Here is a 24651-nt window from a genome sequence, read left to right on the forward strand (position 1 = left end):
GTCCTGTGGCCGGCAAGCGTGTCCGGCCGCAGGCGTCCTGACGATCCGACATGAAGATCTGAAATTTTTATTGCGCAATTTTTCCTTCAGATCTATCGTCGACGCATGCCCGAGAAGCCCCGGCCCGACCGGATCACCGACCTGTCCCGCCTGAAGGCGTTCACCAACCCGCTGCGGATGCAGCTCTACCGCCTGCTCTTCGCCGCCGGGAGCGCGACCGCCTCGCAGCTCGCCGAGCAGGTCGACCAGGCTCCGTCGCTGGTCAGCTACCACCTGCGCAAGCTCGCCGAGCAGGGCTTCGTCACCGCGGCGAGCGGCCGGAGCAGCGACGGGCGGGAGCGGTGGTGGCAGGTCGCCTCCGAGGAGGGCTGGGGCTTCCGCGCGTCCGACCTCGCCGGCACGCCCGAGGGCGCGGCAGCCGTCAGCACCGTGACCAGGGGCCTGGTCGACTCCCGGGTCGCCCAGTACCGCGCCTACCTCGACCAGACCGCCGCCTGGGGCGGGGAGTGGACCGACGCGGCTTTCAGCTCCGAGTGGCTGCTCGACCTCAAGCCCGCCGAACTCGCTGAGCTGGGCGAGGAGTTGCAAGCCCTCGCCCGACGCTGGCGGGAGCGCGGCAACGCCGCCAAGGCCGCCGGGGACACCGCGGGCCGCGAGCACGTGTCCGTCCACCTGTACGGGTTCCCCTTCCGCCCCTGACGCCGGCACAGGCCGGCCCCGAGCACCGGCGCAGGCCGGTCCCCGGCCGCCGGCGCCGCCGTGTCCCGACCTCCGGAGTCCCCCATGGTCCTCACGGAACCGCCCCTCTCCCGCCGGGCCGCCGCGCCGCCCGCCCACCGCGACGGCAACGTGCTGCGCTGGCTCACCGCCTACACCGCCTCGCTGATCGGCGACAGCGTCTACTTCGCCGCCCTCGGCTGGTCCGCCCAGCGGTCCGCCGGCCCCACCGAGGTCGGCCTGGTCATGGCCGCCGGCGCCGCCCCGCGCGCCTTGCTCATGCTCGGCGGCGGCGTCCTGGCCGACCGGCTCGACCCGCGCCGGGTGGTGCTGGGCAGCGACGCCGTGCGCTGTCTGCTCATCCTCTCGGTGGCCGCCGCCATCGCGCTGACCACGCCCGCGCTCTGGCTGCTGGTCGCGGTGGCGCTCGTCTTCGGCGCCGTGGACGCCCTGTTCGTCCCCGCCGTCGGCGCCCTCCCGCCCCGGATCACCAGCCCCGACCAGCTGGCCCGGGTCACCGGCCTGCGCTCACTTGCGGTGCGCCTCGGCCAGATCGCCGGACCGCCGCTCGGCGGCCTGGCCATGGGCCTGGGCGGACCGGCCGCCGCCTTCGCCGTCGCCGGGCTGCTCTTCGCGCTCTCCCTGCCGCTCCTGCTCTCCGTGCGGATCAGTCCGCTCGAAGCCCCTCCGGGTGACGCCCCGTCCGGCGCCGGCGCCCTGCCCCGGCCCGGCACCGCGCGCGCCGAACTCCTCGACGGGCTGCGCTACATCCGCCGCCACCCGCTGATCGGACCGCTGGTCGCCGTCGGGGCCGTCTGCGAACTCGGCCTCACCGGCACCCTCAACGTCGGCCTGGTCCTCCTCAACGCCGAGCGCGGCTGGGGTCCGTCCGGCTACGGCTGGATCGTCGGCTGCTTCGGCGCCGGGGCCGCCGCGAGTGCCGCGCTGCTCGCCGTCGTCGGGCGGATTCCCCGGGCCGGTCTGACCATGGCCGTCACCCTGCTGGCGGGCAGCACCGGCGCGGCGGCCATGGCGCTGGTGCCGCAGCTGTGGACCGCCGCCGTCCTGGCCACCCTGACCGGCCTGGGCGCGGGCGTCTTCGGCAGCCTGAACGGCACCCTGATCCAGACCACCGCCGACCCCGCCTACCTGGGCCGGATCACCTCCGTCGTGATGCTCACCCTGGTCGGCCTCGCCCCGCTCAGCTACCCGGTGGTCGGCGCCGCCATCGGCGCTTGGGGCACCGCCCCGGTCTTCGTCGGCTGCGGGGCCCTCTCCTGCCTCGGCGCCGCCCTCGCCCTCGCCTCCCCCGCCGTCCGCCGCGCGGAACTCCCCCGCACCGAACTCCCCCGCACCGAACTCCCCCGCGCGGCCTCCCGCTGAGCCCCCAGCACCGGGCGCGGACGCCGGCCCGGCAGACCCGGCAGGCCGGTCACCAGGTGACCGGGAGCGCCTCGACGCCGTAGACCGTCGACCCCTCGCGGAAGCGGAGCTCGGCCTCGGGGACGGCGAGCCGCAGGGTCGGGAAGCGCCGCAGCAGGGCCGGCAGGGCCACCTTCAGTTCCAGCCGGGCCAGTTGCTGGCCGAGGCACTGGTGGGCGCCGAAGCCGAAGGACAGCTGGGCGACCGGACGGCGGCGCAGGTCGAGGTCGTCCGGTCGCTCGGGGACGAGTTCGGGGTCGCGGTTCGCGGTCAGCGGGGAGAGCAGGACGTGCTCGCCCTCGGCGATCCGGTGGCCGTTGACCTCGACGCCGGTCACGGCGGTGCGCAGGAGCGGTGCGGGGATGGCGAGATGGCGCAGCAGTTCCTCCACCGCCGGGCCGGTCGCCCCGGGGTCGTCACGGAGGACGGCGAGCTGCTCCGGGTGGCGGAGCAGCGCCAGCACGCTCAGGGCGAGCTGGGTCGCGGTGGTCTCGTGTCCGCCGACCAGGAGGGTGGTGCCGAAGCCGATGAGCTCCTCGTCGGTGAGCTCCGCGCCGTGCTGCCGCACCACCGCGCCCAGCACGCCGTCCCCGGGGGTGGCCCGGTTGCGGGCCACGATGTCCGCCATGGCCGCGTTCAACTCGGCCGAGGCGGCGATCAGTTGACCGGCGTCGGCGGTTCCGTCCATGATCACCCGGGAGCAGCGCTGAAACATCGCCCTGGTCCCGTACGGGACGTCGAGCAGTTCGCAGATCGCCAGCGAGGGGATGGGCAGGGCGAAGGCCTCGACCAGGTCGACGACCGGGCCCTGCTCCGCCATCGCGTCGAGGTGCTCGGAGACGATCGTCTCTATCGCGGGCCGCAGCCGCTCGACCCGGTGGACGGTGAAGCTGCCGGTGAGCATCCGGCGCAGACGGCTGTGCTCCTCGCCACTGTAGGCGGGCAGGAAGCCCGGGTGGTTGAACAGGGTGCGCGGCAGCGACGGGTCGATGCCGTTGCCCGTCACCAGGCGCTCGTCCGCGAAGGCGGCCCGGACGTCGCCGTACCCGGTGATGACGACGGCGTCGATCTCGCCGCGCACCGGGTGGGTCACGCGCAGCCGCGGCAGGCCGTCCGCCTCGCGCATCCGGCGGAGGTCCGGCGACGGGTCGAACGGGCAGGTCCGGTCCCGTTCGGAGGCGACGAAGGACGCCGAGCGGTGGTCGGGCATGGTGCGGGCTCCTCAGCTGGATCGGTCCGGGGGCGCGGTCGTACGACGGGAGGCGGGAAGCGGGAGGCGGGAGACCGGAGGCGGGAGGCGGGAGGCGGCGGCCTACCCGTGGTACCGGGTGGAGGCGTGGTGCCAGTCGTACGCGCCGCGGATGGTGGTCTGCAGCGCCTCGGTGCAGTAGCGCTGCAGCAGGTCGCGTTCGGCCGGGTCGAGGTGGCCCGTCGCCGTGCTGCCGAGCAGGGCCCGGTGGGCGCCGGTGAACAGCTCCAGGGCTTCGGCGCGGCGGCGCAGCGCCCGGTCGACCGCCTGCGGCCGGGAGAGCCCGTGGTCCCGTTCCAGGCAGAGCACCAGGTTGTTCTGCTCCCCCAGGGCCGCGTCCTTCTCCAGGGAGACGATGTCGTTGTCGCAGATGATGAAGGTCTTCGTCATCTCGCGCATGACGGACAGGTGCGGCAGCGCGTACAGGTGGTCGGGCAGGACGCAGGAGGACAGCCGCTCGGCGAGGTCGATGACCGGTGCCACCCCGATGGTGTGGCGCCGGACCCGCAGGTAGGTGCTCAGCGGCATGGGCGCACCGGACTGCCGGCTGCGCGCCTCGTGGACGTGGTGGTCGAGGTAGGAGGACCAGTGGGCCGCCGAGCGCCGGATCCAGTCCTCGGGCATGCCGTGGCAGCTGCGTCGTCGCATGTCGGCGAAGGCGGCGGCCGGCGGCAGCGGCGAGGCCTGGCCGGTGACGCCCTCCTGGACGAGTCCGACGAGGTGGCGGACCCGCTCGGGCGAGCCGCCCCACTGTTCGTCGAGCGCGTCGTCGAACAGGAAGTACCAGCTCTGCTGGTCGACGCCGATGTCCAGTTCGCTCCCGGTCGCGTTCGGATAGAACATGGCCGCGATCAGCGGGAACTGGCCCTTGAGGTGGTGGGCCCGCTCCGCTTCCGTGGACAGGAAGCCGAAGGAGCGCGGCCAGGCGAGGTGGCGGTCGTGGGCGGCCCGGAAGTCCGGGCTGATCCGGCGGGGGAACGGGAGCTCGTCGAGGGCCGGGGCCTCCGGGTCCGGGGAGAGGATCTCTGCCGTGGTTGTCATGGTGTGGCGCACCTCCGGGGACGGGGCCGGGTCACGGCCGTACGGGACGGGGCCGGTTCAGTCGGCCGGCCAGGGTGAGACGCGCATGGGCAGCGCGTTGGGCCGGATCAGGGCGTGGACCACCGGCCGGACCCGGTGCCCCTCGACCGGGCGCGGCCGCCACCGGGAGACGATCGAGCGCAGGACGACCAGCATCTCGGTCATCGCGAAGTGGTCCCCGATGCACTTCCGGTTGCCGAGGGCGAAGGGGACGTAGGCGCCCGGTGGCAGGTCCTTCTCGGGGCGGTCGAGCCACCGGTCCGGGTGGAACCGCAGCGGGTCCGGGTAGTGGGCCGGGTCCCGGTGCATCGTCAGCGCGCTGTAGATCAGCTCGGCCCCCTGCGGGAGGTCGACCCCGCGGACCCGGACCGGTTCCAGGGCACGCCGCATCAGCAGCCAGCTGGGCTGGTGCAGCCGGAGCACCTCGCGGAGGAACCGCTCGGTGAACGGGAGCGTCGCGGCGCCGGGCAGGGCGCCGGCGGGCAGGGCGTCGCACTCGGCCCTGATCCGCTCGGTGAGCTCCGGGCGCCGTCCGATCTCGTGGAGCGCCCAGGCCAGGGTGGTGGACGTGGTCTCGGCGCCGGCCATGAGCAGGGACAGCAGCTCGTCGCGGGCCTCCACGTCGGTCATTCCCTGCGGGTTTCCCGGGGTGCCGGCGAACATGATCGAGAGCAGGTCGCCGCCGGCGGCCGGGTCCTGGCGGGCCTGCCGGACGGCGGTGTCCGCGAGTTCGCGCAGTGCCGCCGCCGCGGCCAGGTACCTGCGGTGCCCCAGCAGGCGTGAGGACGCGATCGGAGCGGGCAGGACGGTGCCCACGAAGACCCCGCGCATCACCGTGGTCAACTGCTCGGCGACGCGTTCCCCGAGCTCGGCCACGGCCGCGGCGCCGTCCGGACGTTCGGTGCTGAACAGGGTCGACAGGAGCATGACCGTCATCATCCGGCGCAGCACCAGGTCCATGGCGATCACCTGGCCCGGGCGCCAGGACGACACCTGCTCCTCGGCGATGTCGGTCATCGTGCCGACGCTCGCGGCGATGCTGTCCCGGTGGAAGGCCGGCTGGAGCGCGCGCCGTTGGCGGAGGTGGAAATCCCGATCGGAGGTGATGATGCCGTTCCCGATGAATGGCCGCGCGACGTCGAACAGCAGTCCTTTGCCGAACTTCCTGCTCTGCTTCAGGAGAACGTCGTGGACGGCCTCCGGTGAGTTCAGGACGAACACCGGACGATTCCCGAGGAATATCCTGACGATGTCGCCCCGGGCCCTGACCGACTGCAGGAACTCCACCCGCTGGACGGCCAGCTGCGGCAGGTGGCCGAGCAGTGGGAAGCGCCCCGGCGCCACGGGGGCCGCCACGGGAGCGGTGGTGGAACGCACAGCCCCGCACCTCCCTGAAGTCTCGGATCGAAAATCCGCCCGACATTGGAACGTTCACTCGCTCGCGGTGCACGGTGATCATCGTCCGCCGGATCGGGAGAGGTCAAGGGACCGGCCGAAAATGCACTGCCGGAGTGATTTTGAGCCGAACGGCGCGAATTCCCCCACCTCCTCGTGTGTTTCAGGCCACCCGTCCCGGATTGGACCGGGACGCCGTCCGCACCCCGCCGTTAGCCTCGGGCGCACCGCCCAGCCGATCAACGGAGAATCGTCATGCACCCCGAACTCGCCGCCGATCTCGGCCGGTTGCCGGAGCTCCTGGAGGAGACCCGGCAGCGTGCGCTCGCCTTCCTGGAGACCCTCGACGAACGGCCCGCGATCGGACGGGCCGGCGCGGGGCAGGCCTGCGCGCAGCAGGACGGCGCCGAGACCGCCGGCGCGAAGAACGCCGGCGCGCCGCTCGCCGAGGAGGGCGGCGGAGTGCGGGCCGCCCTGGCGGAGTTCGCCGAGCGCTGGGAGCCGCGGCTGTCGGCGAGTGCCGGGCCGCGCTACTTCGGGTTCGTGACGGGCGGGGCGACGCCGGCGGCGCTCGCGGGCGACTGGCTGACCTCGGCCGTGGACCAGAACTCCAACTCCTCGCTGGATCCGGCCGGTCAGCAGCTGGAGCGGGAGACGGTCGGGTGGCTGCGCGAGCTGTTCGGGCTCTCGGCGGCGCACCGCGGCACCTTCGTGAGCGGCGCGACGATGTCGAACACGGTGGGGCTGGCGATCGCCCGCGAGTGGCTGGGCGAGCGGCTCGGCGTGGACGTCGCCGAGGACGGGGTCGGCGCGCTGGGCCCGGTCCGGGTGCTGTCGGGCAGTGCGCACTCCAGCGTCGCCAAGGCGCTGTCGGTGCTGGGCCTGGGCCGGACGGCGCTGCGGACGGTGCCCGTCCTGCCGGGCCGGGAGGCGGTGGACGTGGCCGCGCTGGAGCGGGCGCTGACCGGGGCTCAGGGGCCGTGCGTCGTGGTGGCCAACGCCGGGACGGTCAACACCGTCGACTTCGACGACCTGCGCGCGATCGCCGCGCTGCGCGAGCGGTACGGGTTCTGGCTGCACGTGGACGCCGCGTTCGGCGCCTTCGCCGCGCTGTCGCCGGAGCACGCGGAGCTGGTGGCGGGGCTGGACCTCGCCGACTCGGTCTGCGTCGACCTGCACAAGTGGCTCAACGTGCCCTACGACAGCGCCGTGCAGTTCACCCGCCGCCCGGACCTCCAGGCCCGGGTCTTCCAGAACGCCGCCGCCTACCTCGGTCCTCTGAGCGAGCACCCGGACCTGGTCCACCTCACGCCGGAGAACTCCCACCGGCTGCGCGCCCTCGCCGCCTGGTTCACCCTGAGGGCGTACGGCCGCTCCGGGCACCGGGAGATCGTGGAGCGCTGCATCGCCGGTGCCCGGGCGCTCGGCGCGGAGGTGGCCCGGATCGAGGGCCTGGAACTGCTCGCCCCGGTGCGGCTGAACGTCGTCTGCTTCTCGCTGACGGCCGACCCGACCCCGGAACGGCTGGCCGCACTCGCCGACGGGCTGGCCGGCGAGGCCTTCCTCACCCCCACCCGCTACGCGGGGCGGCCCGCCCTGCGCGCCGCGTTCAGCAACTGGCGCACCACCGAGGCCGACGTCCGGCGGACGGCGCGGGCGCTGGCCCGGGCCGTCCGCGGGCTGACGGCCTGAGCGCGAGCAGCGGACCGCGCCGGGACGGGCCGGGCGGAGTCCGGGGTCAGCTCCGGTCGTGGTCGCCCGTCCCCCCGTCGATCAGCTCGCGCAGGATGTCCATGTGCCCGGTGTGCCGGGCCGTCTCCGTGGTCATGTGGATCAGCACCCAGCGCAGCGAGACGGAGTTCCCCGACCAGGAGGTGCCGAGGTCGTCCAGTGCCAGCTCCCGGATCGCCTCGTCGGCGCCGGCCCGGGCCCGGGCGTAGAAGGCCAGGACGTCCGCCGTCGACTCGTGCGGCTCCACCCGCATGTCGGAGGAGTCGTCGGCGTCGATGTCGAACGGCAGCGGTCCGCTCTCCCGGCCGAACGTCTCCCGGAACCAGCCGAGTTCGGCCCCGCCGAGGTGCTTCACCAGCCCCAGCAGATTGGTCCCGGAGGGCGTCATCGGGCGGCGCAGCTGCTCGTCGTCCAGCCCCTCCAGCTTCCACAGCACCACATCGCGGTGCCGGTCCAGCGCCGCATGGAGGCTTTCCTTCTCCCCACCCGTGAAGGGCACACGATTGCTCATGCCGGGGACGGTACCAGCCGCCACCGACAGGCCGGCCCTGCGGCCACGGCCCCCGGCCGTCCGGGATCACGGGTGCGCGCCGTCCCCGTACACGCCGCCCGCCCGGTCGGTCAGGCCGGCCATGATCTCCGCGTGGGCGAGGTTCATGAAGTGCAGCGGCCGCCAGCGGGAGCGGTGGTCGGGGTGGTCGCGGAACCGGTCGGCCGTCTCGCACAGCCGCTCCCACCAGATCATGGCGTCCTGGCGCATCCGCTGCGTCCAGCCGGGCTCGTCGTTGCGGCCCTCCAGGACCACCTCCTCCCAGGCCACCAGGACGTCCGAGAGGAAGACGCAGTCGGCGGCGGTGATCTCCGCCAGCCGCTCGGCGGCGAACCGGGCACCGGTGCCCTCGGGTTGGGCCCGGACCAGCTCGCGCATGCGGGCGGCCAGGAAGGCCTGCAGCGGGGTGACGTCGTCGGTGTGGAGGTCGTCGGAGAACTCCAGCAGTTCCACCGGCTTGCGTTCGCGTGCCATCGTGCGGTGTCCCCTCGACTCGGACGGTGCGCATCCACTGACGGACCGTCACTGTTTTCGCGACCGACCATAGCGGCTCACGCCGGACATCACGGCCGATTCCCGAACCTTCCGCACCGGCCCGCCGGTCCGTGCCATCATGCGCCGCCTCCCGCCCCACCTGCCCGGCGGGCCCCGCCCAGCACGCCCGGCGCACCGCACCCCAGCCACCCGGCGGACCTCGCCCAACACGCGTGGCGGACCTTGCCCAACACGCGTGGCGGACCTTGCCCTCACACCGGTGTGGAGGTCGATGATGCTGCCATGACCGCCACTGCTTTCGACCCGTACGCCCTGCTCGCGCAGAGCCGCCTCGGCGTCCTCGCCACCATCAAGGCGGACGGCCGCCCGCAGCTCTCCCCCGTCATGCCGTTCTACGACCGGGACGCGAACGCCATCCTGATCTCCACCCGGGACGGGCTGGCCAAGACGGCCAACCTGCGCCGGGACCCGCGGGCCAGTCTGGAGGTGACCGGGCCGGACGGCCGCTCCTGGGTCACCGCCGAGGGCGTGGCCGCCCTGACCGGACCGGGCACCGACCCCGAGGGGCCGGAGGTCGAGGCGCTGGTGGACTACTACCGCCGCGCCGCCGGGGAGCACCCGGACTGGGCGGAGTACCGCCAGGCGATGGTCTCCGACCGCCGGGTGCTCCTCACCATCCCGGTCGACCACGTGTACGGCACCCGCATCTGACCGGCTCCGGCCCGGCCGCCGTCACGGGGGAACGGCGGCCGGGCCGGGCCCCGGCTCAGGGCCGCGGGAGAACTCCCGTCGGCAGCCGGGCGGTTCAGCGCAGTGTCGCGGTGACCACCGTGGCATCCAGGTCCTCCTCCCGGCTCTCCGCCGCCGCCAGCCCGGCCGTCCGGGTCACCGCGAGGGCCGCCGGCGCCTGCCGCTCGCTGGTCTCGAACAGCAGCGACCCGCCGGGCGCCAGCCACCGCGGCGCCTCGGCGACCACCCGCCGCAGCACGTCCAGTCCGTCCGCCCCGCCGTCCAGCGCGGGCCGGGCCTCGTGCAGCCGCGCCTCGGGCGGCAGCAGGCCGAGGTCGCCGGTCGGGACGTAGGGGACGTTGGCGATCAGCACGTCCACCCGGCCGGCCAGTTCCGGGGGCACGGCGGCGAACAGGTCGCCCTCGAAGACCCCCGCCGCGGCGCCGGCCAGGTTGCGGCGGGCGCAGCGGACCGCGCCCGGATCGATGTCGGCCGCGTACAGCTCGACCGGGTGCGCGGTGGCCGCCGCCACCGCGGCGCCCAGCGCGCCGCTGCCGCAGCACAGGTCGAGCACCACCGCGCCCGGGGCGGTCAACGCGGTGGCGGCGGAGACCAGGAACTCGCTGCGGCGGCGCGGGACGAAGACGCCCGGGTCGACGGCGATCCGCAGCCCGGCGAACTCGGCCCAGCCGACGACGTGTTCGAGCGGCCGCCCGTCGGCGCGGGAGCGGACCATGGCGGCCAGGTCGGCGGGCGAGGCGGCGGCGGAGAGCAGGATCCGCGCCTCGTCCTCGGCGAACACGCAACCGGCGGCGCGCAGCCGGGAGACCACGGAGGAACGGAGGGAGGCGGAGGAGAAAACCGGCAAGAGAACCCCTTTGGGGGAGGACGGGAGGACTGACGACTCCGTCAGGGCTCCCGCGAGGGCCGACACTGCGTCGGCGCGCCGGCCGCGCTATGCGCGCGGGGCGCCGACGCGGCCGCGCTCCGGGAGCACCCGCTCGGACATTCCGGTAATGGGTCTCACCTCCCTGAGTCACGGTCATACTCGGCGTCGGCCACCCTACCGCACCGCCGGGCAAGGATGATCGGAATGATTCCGAAGGCCCCTTCCACACCTCCGGCAATCCCCTCGACAGTCCACCCGTCGCCGACACTCCCATGACCCCTCGCTCGTCCGAGCGATTCGATAGGTCCACTGACAGTACTCGGCGATAACGGACCGTAGCGACCGCGCATAGTAACGCCATGACGAGACAATCCTGCGGACCGTCACGGCTTCGCGCCCGAACGGCCCGCCTCATCAGCGCCGCGGCCACCCTCGGTCTGCTCGGCGCCGGCCTCACCGCCCCGCTCGCCCAGGCCGTCGCCCCCGCCCACCACCGTGCCGCGCCGCTGCCGGAGCGGGTCCGGGCCGTCGGCACGCCCCTGCTCCAGGAGACCTTCACCGGCGCCACCGCCGACTCGCGCTTCATCGCCGTCGGCTCCGCCTGCCTCACCGGCGCGGCCCCCGCGACGCCCGGGCCGGGCGACCACCCGCTCGGCGGCTGCCCCACCGCCGAGACCGGCCCGGTGCCGCCGCTGAACTCCGCACCGCTCGGCTACCTGCGGATCACCGACGCCGGCAACGACCAGAGCGGCGCGGTGCTCTTCGACCAGGCCCTGCCGGCCGGCAACGGCCTGGACGTGACCTTCGACCAGTGGCAGTACGGCAGCACCACGCCGAACACCCCGGCCGACGGCATCTCCTTCTTCCTCGTGAACGGGGACGTCTCGCTCACCCACCCGGGCGCCTTCGGCGGCAGCCTCGGCTACGCGCAGAAGCTGCCCGACGACAACCCGAACCTCACCTTCCTTCCCGGCGTCGACCGCGGCTACCTGGGCGTCGGTCTCGACGTGCTCGGCAACTACTTCGGCGACTGGGAGCAGCGCGGCAACGGCTGCGCCCAGCGCTCCCCCGCCGGTACGAGCTTCCGCATCCCCGCGCCCGGCGCCAACATGGTCACCGTCCGCGGCCCCGGCGACGGCACCACCGGCTACTGCTTCCTGACCGCGACGACCAGCAACTTCACCACCAACGGCCCCTGGCCCTCCACCCTGCCCGGTACGCTCCAGGGCCCGCTCACCACCCTGCCGCCCGGAGTCACCCCGGACCAGGCGCAGACCCTGCTGGAGCCCTCGCGCCGCCGGGTCAACGTGCACCTGACCCCGGCGCCCTCCCCGGTGCTCACGGTCTCCGTCGACTTCAACGACGGCACCGGCTCGCACCAGGTGCTGCAGACCCCCGCACCCCAGCCGGTGCCCTCGACCTACAAGTTCGGCTTCGCCGGGTCCACCGGCCTGTTCACCGACGTGCACCTGATCCGCAACGTCGTGATCAACACCGACCAGCCGCTGCCCGAACTGAACCTGGTCAAGCAGGCGCACGAGCCGCTGCCCGGGCTGATCACGGTGGGCACCCCCATCCCGTACGACTTCGTGGTCACCAACTCCGGGAACGTGCCGATCACCAACCTGGCCGTCAACGACCCGAAGGTCGGACCGGTCAACTGCCCGGTGAGCACCCTGGCCCCCCGTGACACCGTGACCTGTACGGCGACGTACCTGGTCACCGCCGCCGACGCCGCCCAGGGCCACGTCGCCAACACGGCCCAGGCCACCGGGACCACCGACGGGGGACCGGTCACCTCGCCACCGGCCTCGGAGAACGTGCCGGTGGTCGCGCCACCGGGGATCACCCTCGTCAAGCACGTCGACGCCGCCGAGCCCTTCCACGTCGGCGACACCGTCCCGTACACCTACGTGGTCACCAACACCGGCGGGAGCCAGGTGACCAACCTCGCGCTGACGGACGACAAGGTCACGGGGATCACCTGCGACTCCACCACCCTGGCTCCGGCCGGCAGCCCCGGGGACAGCACCCAGTGCCACGGCAGCTACGTCGTGACGGCCACCGACGCGCAGGCCGGGCAGGTCACCAACCACGCCCACGCCACCGGGACGTCGAACAGCCAGCCGGTCACCTCACCGGAGGCCGATGCCACCGTCACGGTGGTCGGCCCGTCCTCGATCGGTCTGACCAAGCAGGCGGACACCGCCGGCCCCGTCCACGTCGGGGACACCGTGCACTACACCTACACGGTCACCAACACCGGGACGACCACGCTGAACAACCTCGTCGTCGTCGACGACCACGCCCCGCAGGTGACCTGCGACCGGACGACCCTGAACGCCGGAGCGAGCACACCCTGCCACGGCACCTACACCGTGACCGAGGCCGACCTGCAACTCGGCCACGTCACCAACACCGCCCAGGCGGAGGCCACCGGCCCGCAGGGGCAGACGGTGGTGAGTCCCATCGCCCAGGTCACGCTGCAGGTCGTCGGCGTCGCCAGGCTCGACCTGCGGAAGCAGGCCGACAGCGCCGGACCGTTCCACGTCGGCGACACCGTGCCGTACACCTACACGGTCACCAACACCGGGAACACCACGCTGAACAACCTGACCGTCAGCGACGACCACGTCCAGGCGGTGACCTGCGACCGGACCGGCCTGGACGCCGGCGAGAGCACCACCTGCCACGGCAGCTACACCGTGACGGCGGCCGACGCCCAGGCCGGGCACGTCACCAACACCGCCCACGCCAACGGCACCGACCCGCAGGGACAGAACGTCCAGAGCCCGCCGGCCCGGGCCACCGTCCAGGTGGTCACCGCCGGAGAGTCCTCACTGTCCATCACCAAGCGGTCCGACGCCGACGGGACCGTACACCCGGGTGACACCATCACCTACCTGTACGCGGTGACCAACACCGGGTCGACCACGCTCACCGACGTCACCGTCAGCGACGACCGCGTCCAGGGGGTGATCTGCGAGCAGACCACCCTCGCCCCGTGGGAGAGCACCCTGTGCCACGGCACCTACACCGTGACCGAGGAGGACGCACGGGCGGGCAGCATCACCAACACCGCCCACGCCACCGGCCGCGACCCGGAGGGAGGGACCGTGCAGAGCCCGCCGGCCGAGCTCTGCATCGCCGTCGCCCCCTGCCCGCCGAAGGGCCACGAGCACAAGGGCGGCGGGAGCCACGGCTGCCCGAGCCGCCCGGGCCACCACCCGGCGCCGCCGCAGAGTGACGGCGGATCCGGCGGGCTGCCCGACACCGGCGCTCCAGCGGCCTCCGTCATGAGCGCGGGCCTGGGCGGAGCCGGGCTGCTGAGCCTCGGCGGCCTGCTGTTCCTCCGGGCCCGCCACCGCACGGCCCCCCACCGCTCAGCGGTGTGACGGACGCCTGCGATCCGCCGTACGACGGCGGTCGGGCCGCCCCCGGTGCCTTCGGGTACCGGGGGCGGCCCGCTGTCCGGGCGGGCCACTGCCCGGCCGGCCGGTCCCCGAACCCTTCCGGCCGGCGCCGCGGCCGCTCCGAAACCCCTTGGACGGCACGGGGACCGGCTTGCTGAAATGGGAGACGGCCACTGAGGGAGTCGAAGGGACGCGGCGATGACCGGGATCAGGCTGCACCTGACGGTGCGCGGCCTCACCGACGCGGACCTGCCGTCCTGCGGCTGGGCCGGCTCCCCCAAGCACGTGCGCGAGCTCGTCCACCAGATCCGCCGCGCCGAGGCGGGCGAGATCGACTACCTGGCGGTGTGCACACCGGTCGGGCTCCCGGTGGCGGTCGGCGGCATCGACTACACCGTCGAGCCCGGTGCCGGCACGCTCTGGCAGCTCGGCGTCCACCCGGCCCTGCGGTCCTGCGGGATCGGCACGCTGCTGATCCGCTCCGCCGAGCAGCGGATCGGCGCCCGGGGCCTGACCCGCGCCGAACTCGGCGTCGAGGAGAGCAACCCGCGCGCCCGCGCCCTCTACGAACGCCTGGGCTACCGGGCCCACGGCCGAAAGCTCGACTCCTGGGACGTGGAGGCCGAGGACGGCTCGCTCCAGCGGTACGGGACGATGTGCACGCTGATGCGCAAGGACCTGGCGTGACGCCGGACTTCGCGGCGTTCGTCGCCGATGCGACGGCCGACCCGGCCGTCGTCGGGCTCGTCCTCAAGGGCTCCCGGGCCCACGACGGCATGACCACCCGTCACTCCGACCACGACCTCTACGTCATCCTCGCCGACGACGCGGCGAGCGAGCTGGCCGCGCTCGACGGCTACCGCTCCGCGCGGCTCGACCTGGTCGTCACCACCCTCGAACGGTTCCGCCGGCCCGCCGACTGGGAGCGGTACGCCATCGCCCGTTCCCGGGTGCTGGTCGACCGCCGCGACGGGGAGATCGTGCGGATCGTCGCCGCGATGGGGCGGCTCGGCGCCGAGGAGGCCTTCCGGTCCGGCGCCGCCCTGCTGGACGCCTACGCCAACTCGCTCTACCGCTCGGTCAAGAACCACCGCGACGGCAACCCGCTCGCCGGCCACCTCGACGCGGCCGCCGGTGTCGGGTTCCTGCTCGACCTGCTCTTCGCCCTGGACCGCCGACCGCGCCCCTACAACAAGTACCTGGCCTGGGAGCTGGACCGCTTCCCGCTGCCCGGCTGGGACAGCGCCGCACTGCTGGACACCGTCGCCCGGATCACCGCAACCGGCGAAGTGGCGCCGCAGCAGCGGCTCTTCGCCCGGGTCGAGGCGGCGGCCCGGGCCGCCGGCCACGCGGCGGTGCTGGACGCCTGGGGCGAGGACCTGTTCCTGATGCGGCCCCACCCGGACGCCCCGACCCACCGGCCCGTCCGGCCCTGACCGACAGTTCGATCGGGCGAAACGGCCCGGAACGTCCCCTCGGACGGGCCGGTCTCGAACGGCCCGCTCTCAGGCGGGCCGGTCTCGGGCGGGCCGGTCTCGGGCGGACCGGTCTCAGGCGGGCCGCGGGGCCGACGGCCTGGTGCGGTAGCCGCCGGCCGTGCCCGGACGCACCAGACAGGGCAGCAGCCAGTCCCAGAGGGCGCCGACCCTGCGGGCACGCTCCTCGGCGGGGCAACCGTCCGCGAACACCACCTCCAGACCGCAGGCGGCGGTCACCACCAGGGTCTCCGGGCCGAGGCCGCCCGAGCGGTCGCGCAGCTCGCCCGCGCGGCGGGCACCGGCCAGCAGGTCACGCACCACCCCGGCCCAGACGCTGTGGAAGCCGCGGATGTCGGCGAAGGCCGGCTGCCTGGAATCGGCCGGGGCGGGCCCCGCCGGGGTGAGCCCTGCCGTGGCGGGCCCGGCCGTCGTGAGCGCAGCCGTGGCGGGCGCGGCCGTGGTGGGCGCGCTCTGCCAGCCGGCGTCCTCGCGGCCGAGGCGGAAGGCCGCCCGGATCACCGGGTCCACCCCGAGGGCGTCGACCAGCCAGTACCCCGCGTCGATCAATCCCTGGAGCGGGGAGGAAGCCGCACGCAGCTCCGCGCAGGCCGACCGCAGCGAGCGCTCGGCCTGTCCGGACACCGCTCTGGCCAGCTCCTCCTTGGAGGCGAAGTGGAAGTACAGCGCCCCCTTCGTCACCCCGGCGGCCGCGGCGATCTCGCCGAGGGTGGCACCGGCGTAGCCGCGGCGGTCGAACAGCACCGCCCCCGCCTCCACCAGCCGCCCGCGCGTCCGTTCCGACCTCTCCTGGACCACCCGTCCCACAACCCCTCACAACGACAAGCAGGTTCCGACCGGACCGCGACCGCCCCAGGACGGGCGCCGCGGCCTCCGACGGCCGTCCGCGGCCGGTTCCACCGATGCGGCACCGGCTGCGGACGGCCGTCGGGTTCACCCGACCCGGCTGAACCGGGCCGCCGCCCCCGGTCCGGCGGCCACGCCCGCACCGGCGGGCTCGCGCTCCGCCGCACGATCCGCCGCGCGTTCGGGGCCGGCGAGCAGGATGGAGCGCTGGAGCCGCCGCAGTCCGACCGAGGGCTCCATGCCCAACTCCCTTACCAGGGTGTTCCGCAGGCGCTGGTACGCCTCCAGCGCCTCGCCCCGGCGGCCGGAGCGGTGCAGCGCGATCATGTACTGGCCGTGCAGGCTCTCGTGGGTGCGGTAGCGGTCCACGAGCACGGTGAGTTCGGCCAGCAGCACCCGGTGCCGGCCGAGCCGCAGGTCGGCCTCGATCCGCTGGTCCAGCGCGCAGAGCCTGGTCTCCTCCAACCGCCGGGCCTCGACGGCGAGTTGGCCGCCGACGGGGACATCGGCGAAGGCCGATCCGCGCCACAGCCCGAGGGCCTCGCCGAGCAGCCGGGCCGCCGCCGGGTAGTCCTCGCCGTCCATCGCCCGGTAGCCCGTTCCGGCCAGCCGCTCGAACTCCCGCAGGTCCGTCAGCCCTGCGCCGCTGTTCAGCATGTAGCCGCCCGGCGAGGTCACCAGGACGTCCTTGGCGCAGGCCACCCCCCTCGCCGCACCGGCTGCGGCGAGCGCCCGGTCGATGAGGTCGCGCAGTTGGAGCACGTACGTCTGCACGGTGGTGCGCGCGCTGCGCGGCGGACGGCCGGACCACAGCTCGTCGGCCAGCACCCCGGCCGGCACCACCTGGTCCGCCCGCAGCGCCAGCAGGCCCAACACTTGCCGCGGCTTCGGCGCCGACGGCACCACCGACATCCCGCACACCCGGACGTCCAGCGTCCCGAGCACCCGAATTTCCACGATGACCACCCCAATCACACGGAACGCCGCAGCCCCCTTCGCCACGGCCGGCACCCGGGTCGACACCCTGGGTCAGCTGTCACCAAGTCAAAAACAGGACGCGCGGTTTGTCAATACAAAACCGAACGTGCTGTTTGTTTTGCTGGCGCCGCTCCGCTCCGTCACCGCTGGCACGGCTTCCGCGACGCTGCGCGCCCCGGTCCGTCCGGCTGCGGGCCCGGCTCCAGGCTCGCCCGCGGGCCCAAGTCCGGGCCCGGGCCCGGGCAAACCAAAGGCGGCGCCGGACCCCCATGGTCCCGTCGCCGCCGGTTTCGCCTTGCCCCGCCCGGATCCCCGCAGGCAGGAGCTCCGGTGAACAGCCGTCAGCCCACGCCGACCTCCGTCTGCGCCTCGACCCGCGCCGAACCCGCCGCACCGCCGTCCGGTACACCGTCCGGGCCTCCGCCCTCCGCGGCCGCACGGGCCGCCGCGGCCTCCGCCACCACCTGGGCCCCGCGGTTCGGCCCCATCCGCAGCGAACCGAGCACGCCCGGAACGGCGATGCTCGGCATCAGGTGCTGGTACAGCGCGGACACCCGCAGCTCCAGGTCCGCCCGGCCGCAGAGCTTCTGGGACTGGATCTGCACCCCGGTCCACGCGGCCACGAGCAGCCAGGCGGTGTCCGCCGGAACGACGTGCGGGAGCAGCTCGCCGCGCTCGCCGGCCGCGACCAGCAGCGCCTCGAAGCGGTTGATCCAGCCGGGGATGGCGCCGCCGCCGAGGTCGTCGAAGAGGTCCTGCCCGAGCGACAGCCGGGCACCCGCGCTGAGCAGCGGGTCACGCGGCATCAGGTACGCCACCACCATCCCGGTGTCCACGAACTCCTGAAGCTTGCAGCTCCGTTCCGGAACTCCGTCCTGGACGAACTGCTCCTCCACCACGCCCTGCGCCAGATCCCGCTTCGAGGCGAAATGGAAATACACCGCACCGCGCGTCACACCGGCCCGGGAGACCACCTCGCCGATGGTCGCACCCTCGTACCCGAACTCGTCGAAGACCGAGGCAGCCGCCTCCAGGATCAGCCGACGTGTCCGGAGCGCCCGTTCCTGCCGTACCACCGAAACCACCCCGCCCTGAGCTCCCGGAAAACAAAACCAAACACCCCGTATCTTAGCTTCGCCTCACCCACGACCGACAAGACGATGTCGATGAATCCCGCCAACCACTCCCTCTCTCCACGACCCGTCAGACCCCACCGTCCCGTTGGCGGCCAGAGACCCCGACCGCCCCGAGGGTTCGACGTCCGGCACCCCGCCTCCTCCCCCTGGAAACCGAACGAACGGTTTCTTCCCGGCGTTCGTCTCCGTACATCCGTACAGACGTGACCTCCGAGACGGGCCGGTCGTTGCACCGGGTCTGCGGGAATCCTCGACGGAAGCGGGTGCACATGGGCCTCGGCCTGGGCGTGGTGGTGCTGACGATGGGCGACCGGCCCAGGGAACTGGGCGCGCTCCTCGACTCGGTGGCCGCCCAGGAGGGCGAGGCCGCCCGGGTCGTGGTGATCGGGCAGGGCGCCAGGCTGCCACCGCTCCCGCCCTGGGCGGACGCGGTGGAACCGCCGAAGAACCTCGGCATCCCCGGCGGCCGCAGCCTCGGCGTCCGGCGACTGCGCGAACTCGGCGGCGTGGACGTGGTGGTGAACCTGGACGACGACGGCCTGCTGCCGCGCACCGACACCTTCCGGCTGGTCCGGGAGGCCTTCGAGCGGGAACAGCGCCTCGGCGTGGTCGGCTTCCGGGTCGCGGACGCGACGGGGCACACCCGGCGCCGCCACGCCCTCCGCCCGGGCCGCTCCGGCGTGCTGCGGTCCGGCGTGCTGCGGTCCGGCGAGGTCCCCACCTTCCTGGGCGGCGGCCACGCGATCCGGATGAGCGCCATCGACCGGGTCGGCGGTTTCCCGGCGCGGTTCTTCTACGCCCACGAGGAGACGGACTTCGCCTGGCGCGTCCTCGACGCGGGCTGGTCGATCCGCTACCGGGCCGACCTGCTGCTCCAGCACCCGCGCACCGACCCGGCCAGGCCCGCCGCCCACAACCGGCCGACCGCCCGCAACCGGGTGCGGCCGGCCGAACGACGGCTGCCCGCCGCCCTGCTGCCGCCCTACCCGGCCTCCTGGTCACTGCACACCCTCACCCGCCGACCACCCGCGGCCGGGCTGCGCGCCTGGTGGTCCGGCTTCCTGGAGGGCGTGCGCACCCCGTCCCCACCCCGACTCCCGATGCGCTGGGCCACGGTGTGGCGGATGACCCGGCTGGGCCACCCCCCGGTGTTCTGACAGCCGGAGACCGTCCGGCGGGTCCCGGCGCTCAGCTGCCACGGTCCCGGCCGCACCTGAGCACCAGTGACGAAACGTGAGAAGTCGAACCGGCCGACTTCTCGCGCAACACCCTCGGGACACCCGGTCGCCGCAGGCTCAGCCGCCCGCTCCTCGGCCACAGCGCCACCGCTCCACCAACCGTGTCCTCAGACATGACATGTGATCTCGACCGAGGGCCATGCGAATCAGACGGCCTGGCAGGAGTGTCGCCTGCCGCCGTCTGATCTGGCTTGGCTACCAGTGCCGATCGCGCCATTCCGCCTCGGGGATGCGGCCCTCCGAGACGTCACCGCAGCGCTCCGCCCAGGAGGGGGCGACGAGCACCGGCCGGCTCAGTACGACATCCCCGGCGCGCTGGGCGCGAAGGACGACTCCCAACTCCTCCGAACCGGGATCCCCGTACTGGCCGCATCGCAGGTCGTACCCATGGGTGGCCGTGTACTTGACGAAGTCTGCTTCGAGCTCGGACGGCAAGCGGCCGACCAACGACATCTCGTCCAGCGTGACCTGCGGACCGCGCAACGCGTTGACGACCACGCAGACCAGGCGTTCGGCGTCGTAGTAGACCGTGAGGGCCGAATTGTTCGAGGAGTGCGGGAGGTAGAAGTCGTCGCTCAGCACGTGGCCGTAGTGGCGTGTGCTCTCCGCGGAAGGCTCAAGAAAGCCATCGAGTGCCTCCACCACGTCCTCGTACATCATGCCGAACCGCAGCGGGCCGACACCCACGAGCGGATCCAGCCTCCACTGAATCCGGTCGCACTCCGCGACGACCGTCTTGGCGGTAAGCACTCTCCACGCTCCCATCATCGGACCGTCGCTCACAGTACTGGAGCTCTCGATCGTGCAACGTCCTCGGAACGCCCGGTGCCCGCGGGCTCAGCCGTCGACTCCGCTGTCGGCGGGGTCGTCCAGGGGCCAGGTGTCGCGGTCGCGGACGTGGTCGTAGGCGGGGAGTTCGCCGGCCAGGACGTCGAAGTGGAGCAGCGGGGCCCACAGGGCGCGGTCGCCGACCACGTACAGGCGCCGCTTGGCGCGGCTGGCCGCGACGTTCAGGAGGTGCGGGGAGCCGGCGGCCCAGGCGCGGGCGCCGGGGCGGCCCGCGCCGAGCAGCAGGATGACGACGTCGGCCTCCTTGCCCTGGGCCTTGTGGACGGTGGCGCAGCGCTCGTCGAGGAGTTCGGCGGTCCATCCGGGGAGCCCGCGGCAGGTCTCGCGGGCTTCGGCGACGAGGGCGCGGAAGGGCGCGATGATCCGCAGGCGTTCGACGGTGACGCCGTGGCGGTCGAGCCGTCCCAGGAGGAAGGCGAGGGCGCGGCGGTCGCGGTCGCCCCAGGGGGCGTCGGCCGGGCGGTCGGGGTCCGGGGTGTCGAGCCAGCGGCTGGGGAGGAGGCCGTCGTGGTCGGGGTCGGGGAAGGGCTGGGGGTGGGTGCCGTGGACCATGAGGCCGCCGTACGCGACCTCGTTGCTGACGGTGAACATGGGCTCCTCGCAGCGGCGGTGGACGCGCAGCGGTGAGCCCACCCAGACCGTTTCGTCCTCCGCGCCGGTAGGGGCGGGCAGGTAGGTGCCGTAGCGGTTGACCCGGTCGGCGACGGCCTGCGCGGAGGTCGCGGAGGGCAGCCATTCCTCGTCGACGCCGTAGGCCAGCAGGAGCCTGCGCTGCAGGGCGGTCGGCATGGTGACGACGGGTTCCAGCTGGAGCGGGTCGCCGACGAGGACGGCGCGGCGGGCGCGCCAGAGGGCGCCGACGGCGGCCTGCGGGGTGGCCTGACCGGCCTCGTCGACGAGGATCCAGCCGATGGAGCCGCGGCCGAGGCGGGCGAACATGCTGCCGATCGAGGAGAAGGTGGTGGAGACGACCGGGACGAGGAGGAAGAGGGTCTGCCAGGCCTGCAGGACCTGCTCGTCGGGGACGGGTCCGCCACCGCCCGCCATGAGTTCCACCAGGACCTGGAGGTTGCCGCGGATCCGCTTGGCCGTGTTGGCGACCAGGGCGCGGTGCAGGTCGAGGGCGCGCAGGAACAGGTCGCTGCGGGCGGTGCTCCAGGCCTCGTCGGCCCACGGGACGCCGAGTTCCTGCGCGTGGTCGCCGAGTTGCGGCCAGTCGAGGGGCAGCGAGGGGAGAGCGGCGGCGGCCGCGCGCAGGGCCCGGTGGGCGGCGTCGAGTTCGGCGCCGGCGGCCTCCAGGTCACGCCGGGCGGACCGGGCCTCGTACCGGGTCTGCTCGACCTCCGCCCGGGCCGCCGACTCCGCGGCCCGGGCGGCGTCCTGGTGGACGCGGGCGCGGACGGCGCCGGTCTCGGCCTCGGTGACGGCGGCGGTGGTGCGGGCGGTCAGGTCGGCCGCGAGGCCTTCCGCACGGGTGCAGCGGGCGACGTGGTCGTGGGCGTCCTCCAGCGCGGTGCGCTGCTGGACGAGCTGGGCGAGGAGGTCGCTCCGGCTGCGTTCGCGGTGCTCCTCGGCGGCCTGGCGTTCGGCACCGCTCTGCAGCAGGCGGCGCAGTCCGCCGCGCAGACCCGGCTGCGCGGCGGGGGGCTCGTCGTGGAGTGCCGTCAGGACGCCGACCTGCCGGCGGTGCTGGTCGGCGCGTTCGCGGGCGGCGGCCAGGGTGGCCCGGGCGTCGGCGAGGGCCTCGCGGGCCCGCGGGACGCGCTCGGCCGCGGCCCGGTGCGCGGCTTCGGCGGCGTGGGTGGCGGTGCGGGCCGTCCCGACGGCTGTCGCCGCGGCGGCGTGGCGGGCCTCGGCGGCCGCCGCGCGGTCGTCGGCGCGGGTGACGGCGGCGCGCAGGGCGTCGAGGCGGGGGTGGACCCGGTCCGCCCGGGAGTCCGCGAGGACGGCGGCGAGGCGGACGCGTTCGGCGCGCAGGCGCTCGACCTCGGCCTGGGCGGCCTGGAACGCGGCGACGGCCTCGGGCCACGAGGGGACGGGCTGGGCGGGGACGGGCTGGGCGGGGGCCTGGACTTCTGCAGTGGGATGGGGAGTTGGGGCGGTGATGGCCGGGGCCGTGACCGCCGCCGGGCGACGGTCACGCGGGGTCCGGGCGGGCCTGGGCACACTGGGCGGCACCCAGTCGCCGAGGACGGCGTTCATGCCGCGCAGCGGCGGGAGCCCGGCGTCGGCGCGGGCGGCGGACTCGTCCTCCGGCAGGCGGCCCCACCAGAAGCGCTCGGTGAACCTCGTCCGATTGGTCTTGTTGCCGAGGACGGCGGCGACCAGCCCCCAGGCGGGCGCGCCGCCGAGCAGGGCGGAGGCGAGGTCGGAGAAGTGGTCGGGGCCGTCGTGCCAGTGCGCGTCGAGGGCGTCGGCGCCGGGCAGTTCGGCGGTGATGTTCTCCACCGCGCCGTTGTTGGAGGAGGTGACCACGATCTCGCGGCCGGCGAGCCGCGGGTCGAGGGCGGAGACGAAACGCGGGTGGACACCATGACGGTCCTTGCCCCGCCAGGCACGGCCGACGAACGCCTCCTCGGGCCTCCGGTAACCGGCCATCACGGCGGCGCGTTCGACCACGAGGGCGGCGACCAGGTCGCGGAGCATGGTGGTCTTGCCGGTGCCGGGCGGGCCGTTGACGGAGAACAGGCCACCGGTGTCGGTGCTCGCGGTGGCGGCCTCCGTGCTTCCGGCGCCGGCCCCGGCGCTGCCCCCGTCTGCGGCGCTGCCCCCTGCCCCGGCGCGGTCCGCGAGCATGCGGTTGACCGCGAACTGCTGGCTGAGCGCCAGCGGGTACCGCGACTTGGCGGGCCAGCGTCCGGCGGGGACGAGAGCCGGGTCGACGCCGGCCAGGACGGCGAGCCGGTCCTCCCGCAGATCGGTGCGGGCGTCGACCGGGATGTCCCGGCGACCGGTCAGGTAGGCCTCCAGGGCGGGGCCGAGGCCTGCCGCCCGCAGGCCCCCGTCCCCGAGCGCGGCACGGACCCGGGCGAGGTCGGGCGGCAGGAGACTGTTGAGGAACGGCTGCGCGGCGGCGGGCTTGGTCTTCGGGTCGCGCGGGCGGTGCACCAGCCGGCTCCGGACCCGGATCACCCGCGGGTCCAAGTGCTCCTCGACACCGCAGAGATGGGCGATCTGGGCGGTCAGGGCGACGAGGTCGGCGAGCGCGACCGGGCGAGGGCCGGTGTCCTCCGCCGCCTCCGCCGCCTCCGTCTCCGCCGCGTCCGCCGTCTCCTCGGCGGGCGGCTGCGGCGCGGCGGACGGGGAACCCCCACCCGCGCCCTGCTGGTCCGGACGACGGGTCGCCGCCCACTCTGCGACGCGCCGCACCAGCGGATCCGTCGCCCCCTGCACCGCGGCCCCGGCGACCTCACCGAACAGCGCACCGACCGCCGAGACCGCCGCGCCGCCCAGGATCTCCGCGATCAGCTGCTGCCAGCTGCGAACGGCCTCCTCCCCCACCCCCACGGGCAGGTCCGCCAGGAGCCCGGGCCCCGGCGCGTACGGAATCGGCGTGGCGGTCAGCCGCCCCACCGCGACCTCGAACGCCTCACCCAACTCCTCGAAGCCGTCCAGCCACCCGGCCGCCGACGGCCCCGGGTCGAACAGCCGGCCCGTCGCCCAACCGCACGCGGAAACCACCGAAGTGTCCTCGACCGGCCGCCCGTGCTCGTCCAGGACGAGGGCGAACATCGCACTCTTCCCCGACAGCACCAACTCCTCGTCCGGCACCCCCGGATCCGGGTCGGTCCCCTTCGGCAGAACGGCGATCATCGCCTGCCGCAACAGCTCCAGGTCGTACACCCCGCCGTACACCTCGTGCCGCCAGACCATCCCCCGCGGCGCCCGCCGGGCCGCCGTCTCCGGATGCTCCGGCGCCCACGGCAGCAACAGCGCCGGCCGGCCCGCCGCCGGCGTCACGTCGACGGTGATCGCGTCCGACGCCCGGGGACGGCCGGCCCGGCGCTTCCGCGGCACCTCCGGTATCGGCGGCGGGCTGAACAGCTCGACCGCCCGCCAGCACTCCAGCAGGTCCCCCGCACGCCCGTCCCTGTCCCGCACCCCGTAGCCCCCTGCGTCGAACCCGCGGCACGAAGCCGCTTCGTGTGCCGATCAACCGGCCGCAGAATCTACCGGACTGCGGGCGGGTAGGCCGAGGGCCCATGTCCCCTCACGGGGCCTCTGACTCATGGCACGATGTCCTCGGCACTTTGACGCCTCGGCGAAGAAACGGCAAGGTCGCCACATCGCCGCAGCTCACAAAGGGTCCTCCCCGCACACGCGGGGGTCAGCCGGGGAACGCCGTCCGGGGGCCGCATCGCCGTGGTTTCGTCGCAATTGCGGGGCGGACCTGGTGGCGTCGGTCCCACTCGCCGCCGGACGGCCCCGGACCACGGAC

Annotated in this window: 19 protein-coding genes; 8 read left to right on the forward strand and 11 right to left on the reverse strand. The window is 74.2% G+C overall.

The features are described 5' to 3' along the window. The first annotated feature begins 105 nt into the window (after positions 1 to 105). Together ACGFSC_RS24265 and ACGFSC_RS24270 are read left to right on the forward strand one after the other, a co-directional pair. On the forward strand, positions 106 to 699 hold the full coding sequence (locus ACGFSC_RS24265; protein WP_049652954.1) for a helix-turn-helix domain-containing protein: 594 nt from the start codon (positions 106 to 108) through the stop codon (positions 697 to 699). Between the two features lie 84 nt (positions 700 to 783). Continuing rightward, entirely contained in the window at positions 784 to 2100 is a 1317-nt protein-coding gene (locus tag ACGFSC_RS24270; RefSeq protein ID WP_359897187.1) for an MFS transporter, read from the forward strand. Between the two features lie 49 nt (positions 2101 to 2149). Here the strand turns inward: ACGFSC_RS24270 and ACGFSC_RS24275 are convergent, their stop codons facing one another. From ACGFSC_RS24275 to ACGFSC_RS24285, 3 genes are all read right to left on the reverse strand, one after another. Next, positions 2150 to 3349: a cytochrome P450 gene (locus ACGFSC_RS24275; protein ID WP_359897185.1), complete on the reverse strand. Its 1200-nt coding sequence runs from the start codon at positions 3347 to 3349 to the stop codon at positions 2150 to 2152. Between the two features lie 102 nt (positions 3350 to 3451). Next, entirely contained in the window at positions 3452 to 4429 is a 978-nt protein-coding gene (locus tag ACGFSC_RS24280) for a pentalenene synthase (protein ID WP_359897184.1), read from the reverse strand. Positions 4430 to 4486: 57 nt separating this feature from the next. Beyond that, entirely contained in the window at positions 4487 to 5845 is a 1359-nt protein-coding gene (locus ACGFSC_RS24285) for a cytochrome P450 (protein ID WP_359897182.1), read from the reverse strand. Positions 5846 to 6118: 273 nt separating this feature from the next. Here ACGFSC_RS24285 and ACGFSC_RS24290 point away from each other — a divergent pair, with 273 nt between their 5' ends. Then, positions 6119 to 7555 carry a pyridoxal-dependent decarboxylase gene (locus tag ACGFSC_RS24290; RefSeq protein ID WP_359897180.1) on the forward strand — a complete coding sequence of 479 codons (1437 nt, stop codon included), beginning with the start codon at positions 6119 to 6121 and terminating at the stop codon, positions 7553 to 7555. 46 nt (positions 7556 to 7601) lie between these two features. On the opposite strand, the gene ACGFSC_RS24295 is transcribed toward ACGFSC_RS24290, so the two are convergent. Continuing rightward, complete coding sequence (locus ACGFSC_RS24295) at positions 7602 to 8105, reverse strand: DinB family protein (protein WP_359897177.1); 504 nt, start codon at positions 8103 to 8105, stop codon at positions 7602 to 7604. Between the two features lie 66 nt (positions 8106 to 8171). Further along, entirely contained in the window at positions 8172 to 8618 is a 447-nt protein-coding gene (locus tag ACGFSC_RS24300) for a hypothetical protein (protein ID WP_359897175.1), read from the reverse strand. Positions 8619 to 8921: 303 nt separating this feature from the next. On the opposite strand from ACGFSC_RS24300, the gene ACGFSC_RS24305 reads away from it, so the two are divergent. Beyond that, positions 8922 to 9350 carry a PPOX class F420-dependent oxidoreductase gene (locus ACGFSC_RS24305; RefSeq protein WP_359897173.1) on the forward strand — a complete coding sequence of 143 codons (429 nt, stop codon included), beginning with the start codon at positions 8922 to 8924 and terminating at the stop codon, positions 9348 to 9350. A 94-nt stretch (positions 9351 to 9444) separates the two neighbouring features. On the opposite strand, the gene ACGFSC_RS24310 is transcribed toward ACGFSC_RS24305, so the two are convergent. After that, positions 9445 to 10236, reverse strand: a complete 792-nt coding sequence (locus ACGFSC_RS24310; RefSeq protein ID WP_359897171.1) for a putative protein N(5)-glutamine methyltransferase — start codon at positions 10234 to 10236, stop codon at positions 9445 to 9447. 380 nt (positions 10237 to 10616) lie between these two features. Between ACGFSC_RS24310 and ACGFSC_RS24315 the strand changes: the two genes are divergently transcribed. The 3 genes from ACGFSC_RS24315 (at position 10617) to ACGFSC_RS24325 (ending at position 15106) form a co-directional block, all read left to right on the forward strand. After that, entirely contained in the window at positions 10617 to 13652 is a 3036-nt protein-coding gene (locus ACGFSC_RS24315) for a hypothetical protein (protein WP_359897169.1), read from the forward strand. A 216-nt stretch (positions 13653 to 13868) separates the two neighbouring features. Next, positions 13869 to 14357 carry a GNAT family N-acetyltransferase gene (locus ACGFSC_RS24320; protein ID WP_359897167.1) on the forward strand — a complete coding sequence of 163 codons (489 nt, stop codon included), beginning with the start codon at positions 13869 to 13871 and terminating at the stop codon, positions 14355 to 14357. Next, positions 14354 to 15106, forward strand: a complete 753-nt coding sequence (locus ACGFSC_RS24325) for a hypothetical protein (protein ID WP_359897166.1) — start codon at positions 14354 to 14356, stop codon at positions 15104 to 15106. Before ACGFSC_RS24320 ends, ACGFSC_RS24325 begins: the two co-directional genes overlap by 4 nt. A gap of 114 nt (positions 15107 to 15220) precedes the next feature. On the opposite strand, the gene ACGFSC_RS24330 is transcribed toward ACGFSC_RS24325, so the two are convergent. From ACGFSC_RS24330 to ACGFSC_RS24340, 3 genes are all read right to left on the reverse strand, one after another. After that, positions 15221 to 15973 (reverse strand): TetR family transcriptional regulator, encoded by a 753-nt coding sequence (locus ACGFSC_RS24330; protein WP_392863902.1) that lies wholly within the window; start codon positions 15971 to 15973, stop codon positions 15221 to 15223. Between the two features lie 126 nt (positions 15974 to 16099). Continuing rightward, a complete protein-coding gene (locus ACGFSC_RS24335; RefSeq protein ID WP_359897164.1) occupies positions 16100 to 16969 on the reverse strand; it encodes an AfsR/SARP family transcriptional regulator in 870 nt (289 codons plus the stop codon). Between the two features lie 362 nt (positions 16970 to 17331). Next, a complete protein-coding gene (locus tag ACGFSC_RS24340; RefSeq protein WP_359897162.1) occupies positions 17332 to 18066 on the reverse strand; it encodes a ScbR family autoregulator-binding transcription factor in 735 nt (244 codons plus the stop codon). Positions 18067 to 18395: 329 nt separating this feature from the next. Here ACGFSC_RS24340 and ACGFSC_RS24345 point away from each other — a divergent pair, with 329 nt between their 5' ends. After that, positions 18396 to 19283 carry a glycosyltransferase family 2 protein gene (locus tag ACGFSC_RS24345; protein WP_359897160.1) on the forward strand — a complete coding sequence of 296 codons (888 nt, stop codon included), beginning with the start codon at positions 18396 to 18398 and terminating at the stop codon, positions 19281 to 19283. A 276-nt stretch (positions 19284 to 19559) separates the two neighbouring features. Here ACGFSC_RS24345 and ACGFSC_RS24350 read toward each other — a convergent pair whose 3' ends face one another. Continuing rightward, entirely contained in the window at positions 19560 to 20114 is a 555-nt protein-coding gene (locus tag ACGFSC_RS24350; protein ID WP_359897158.1) for a hypothetical protein, read from the reverse strand. A gap of 87 nt (positions 20115 to 20201) precedes the next feature. Next, a complete protein-coding gene (locus tag ACGFSC_RS24355) occupies positions 20202 to 24314 on the reverse strand; it encodes an ATP-binding protein (RefSeq protein WP_359897157.1) in 4113 nt (1370 codons plus the stop codon). Positions 24315 to 24651 lie beyond the last annotated feature (337 nt).

The organism is Kitasatospora sp. NPDC048715, assembly GCF_043198905.1.
In the GTDB taxonomy this organism is placed as follows: Bacteria; Actinomycetota; Actinomycetes; order Streptomycetales; family Streptomycetaceae; genus Kitasatospora; species Kitasatospora lactacystinica.

Excerpts from the sequence above, each read along its gene's own strand:
- ACGFSC_RS24265 (WP_049652954.1), top strand. The coding sequence starts at position 106 with ATGCCCGAGAAGCCCCGGCCCGACCGGATCACCGACCTGTCCCGCCTG.
- ACGFSC_RS24270 (WP_359897187.1), top strand. The coding sequence starts at position 784 with ATGGTCCTCACGGAACCGCCCCTCTCCCGCCGGGCCGCCGCGCCGCCC.
- ACGFSC_RS24275 (WP_359897185.1), bottom strand. The coding sequence starts at position 3,349 with ATGCCCGACCACCGCTCGGCGTCCTTCGTCGCCTCCGAACGGGACCGG.
- ACGFSC_RS24280 (WP_359897184.1), bottom strand. The coding sequence starts at position 4,429 with ATGACAACCACGGCAGAGATCCTCTCCCCGGACCCGGAGGCCCCGGCC.
- ACGFSC_RS24290 (WP_359897180.1), top strand. The coding sequence starts at position 6,119 with ATGCACCCCGAACTCGCCGCCGATCTCGGCCGGTTGCCGGAGCTCCTG.
- ACGFSC_RS24295 (WP_359897177.1), bottom strand. The coding sequence starts at position 8,105 with ATGAGCAATCGTGTGCCCTTCACGGGTGGGGAGAAGGAAAGCCTCCAT.
- ACGFSC_RS24300 (WP_359897175.1), bottom strand. The coding sequence starts at position 8,618 with ATGGCACGCGAACGCAAGCCGGTGGAACTGCTGGAGTTCTCCGACGAC.
- ACGFSC_RS24305 (WP_359897173.1), top strand. The coding sequence starts at position 8,922 with ATGACCGCCACTGCTTTCGACCCGTACGCCCTGCTCGCGCAGAGCCGC.
- ACGFSC_RS24315 (WP_359897169.1), top strand. The coding sequence starts at position 10,617 with ATGACGAGACAATCCTGCGGACCGTCACGGCTTCGCGCCCGAACGGCC.
- ACGFSC_RS24320 (WP_359897167.1), top strand. The coding sequence starts at position 13,869 with ATGACCGGGATCAGGCTGCACCTGACGGTGCGCGGCCTCACCGACGCG.
- ACGFSC_RS24345 (WP_359897160.1), top strand. The coding sequence starts at position 18,396 with ATGGGCCTCGGCCTGGGCGTGGTGGTGCTGACGATGGGCGACCGGCCC.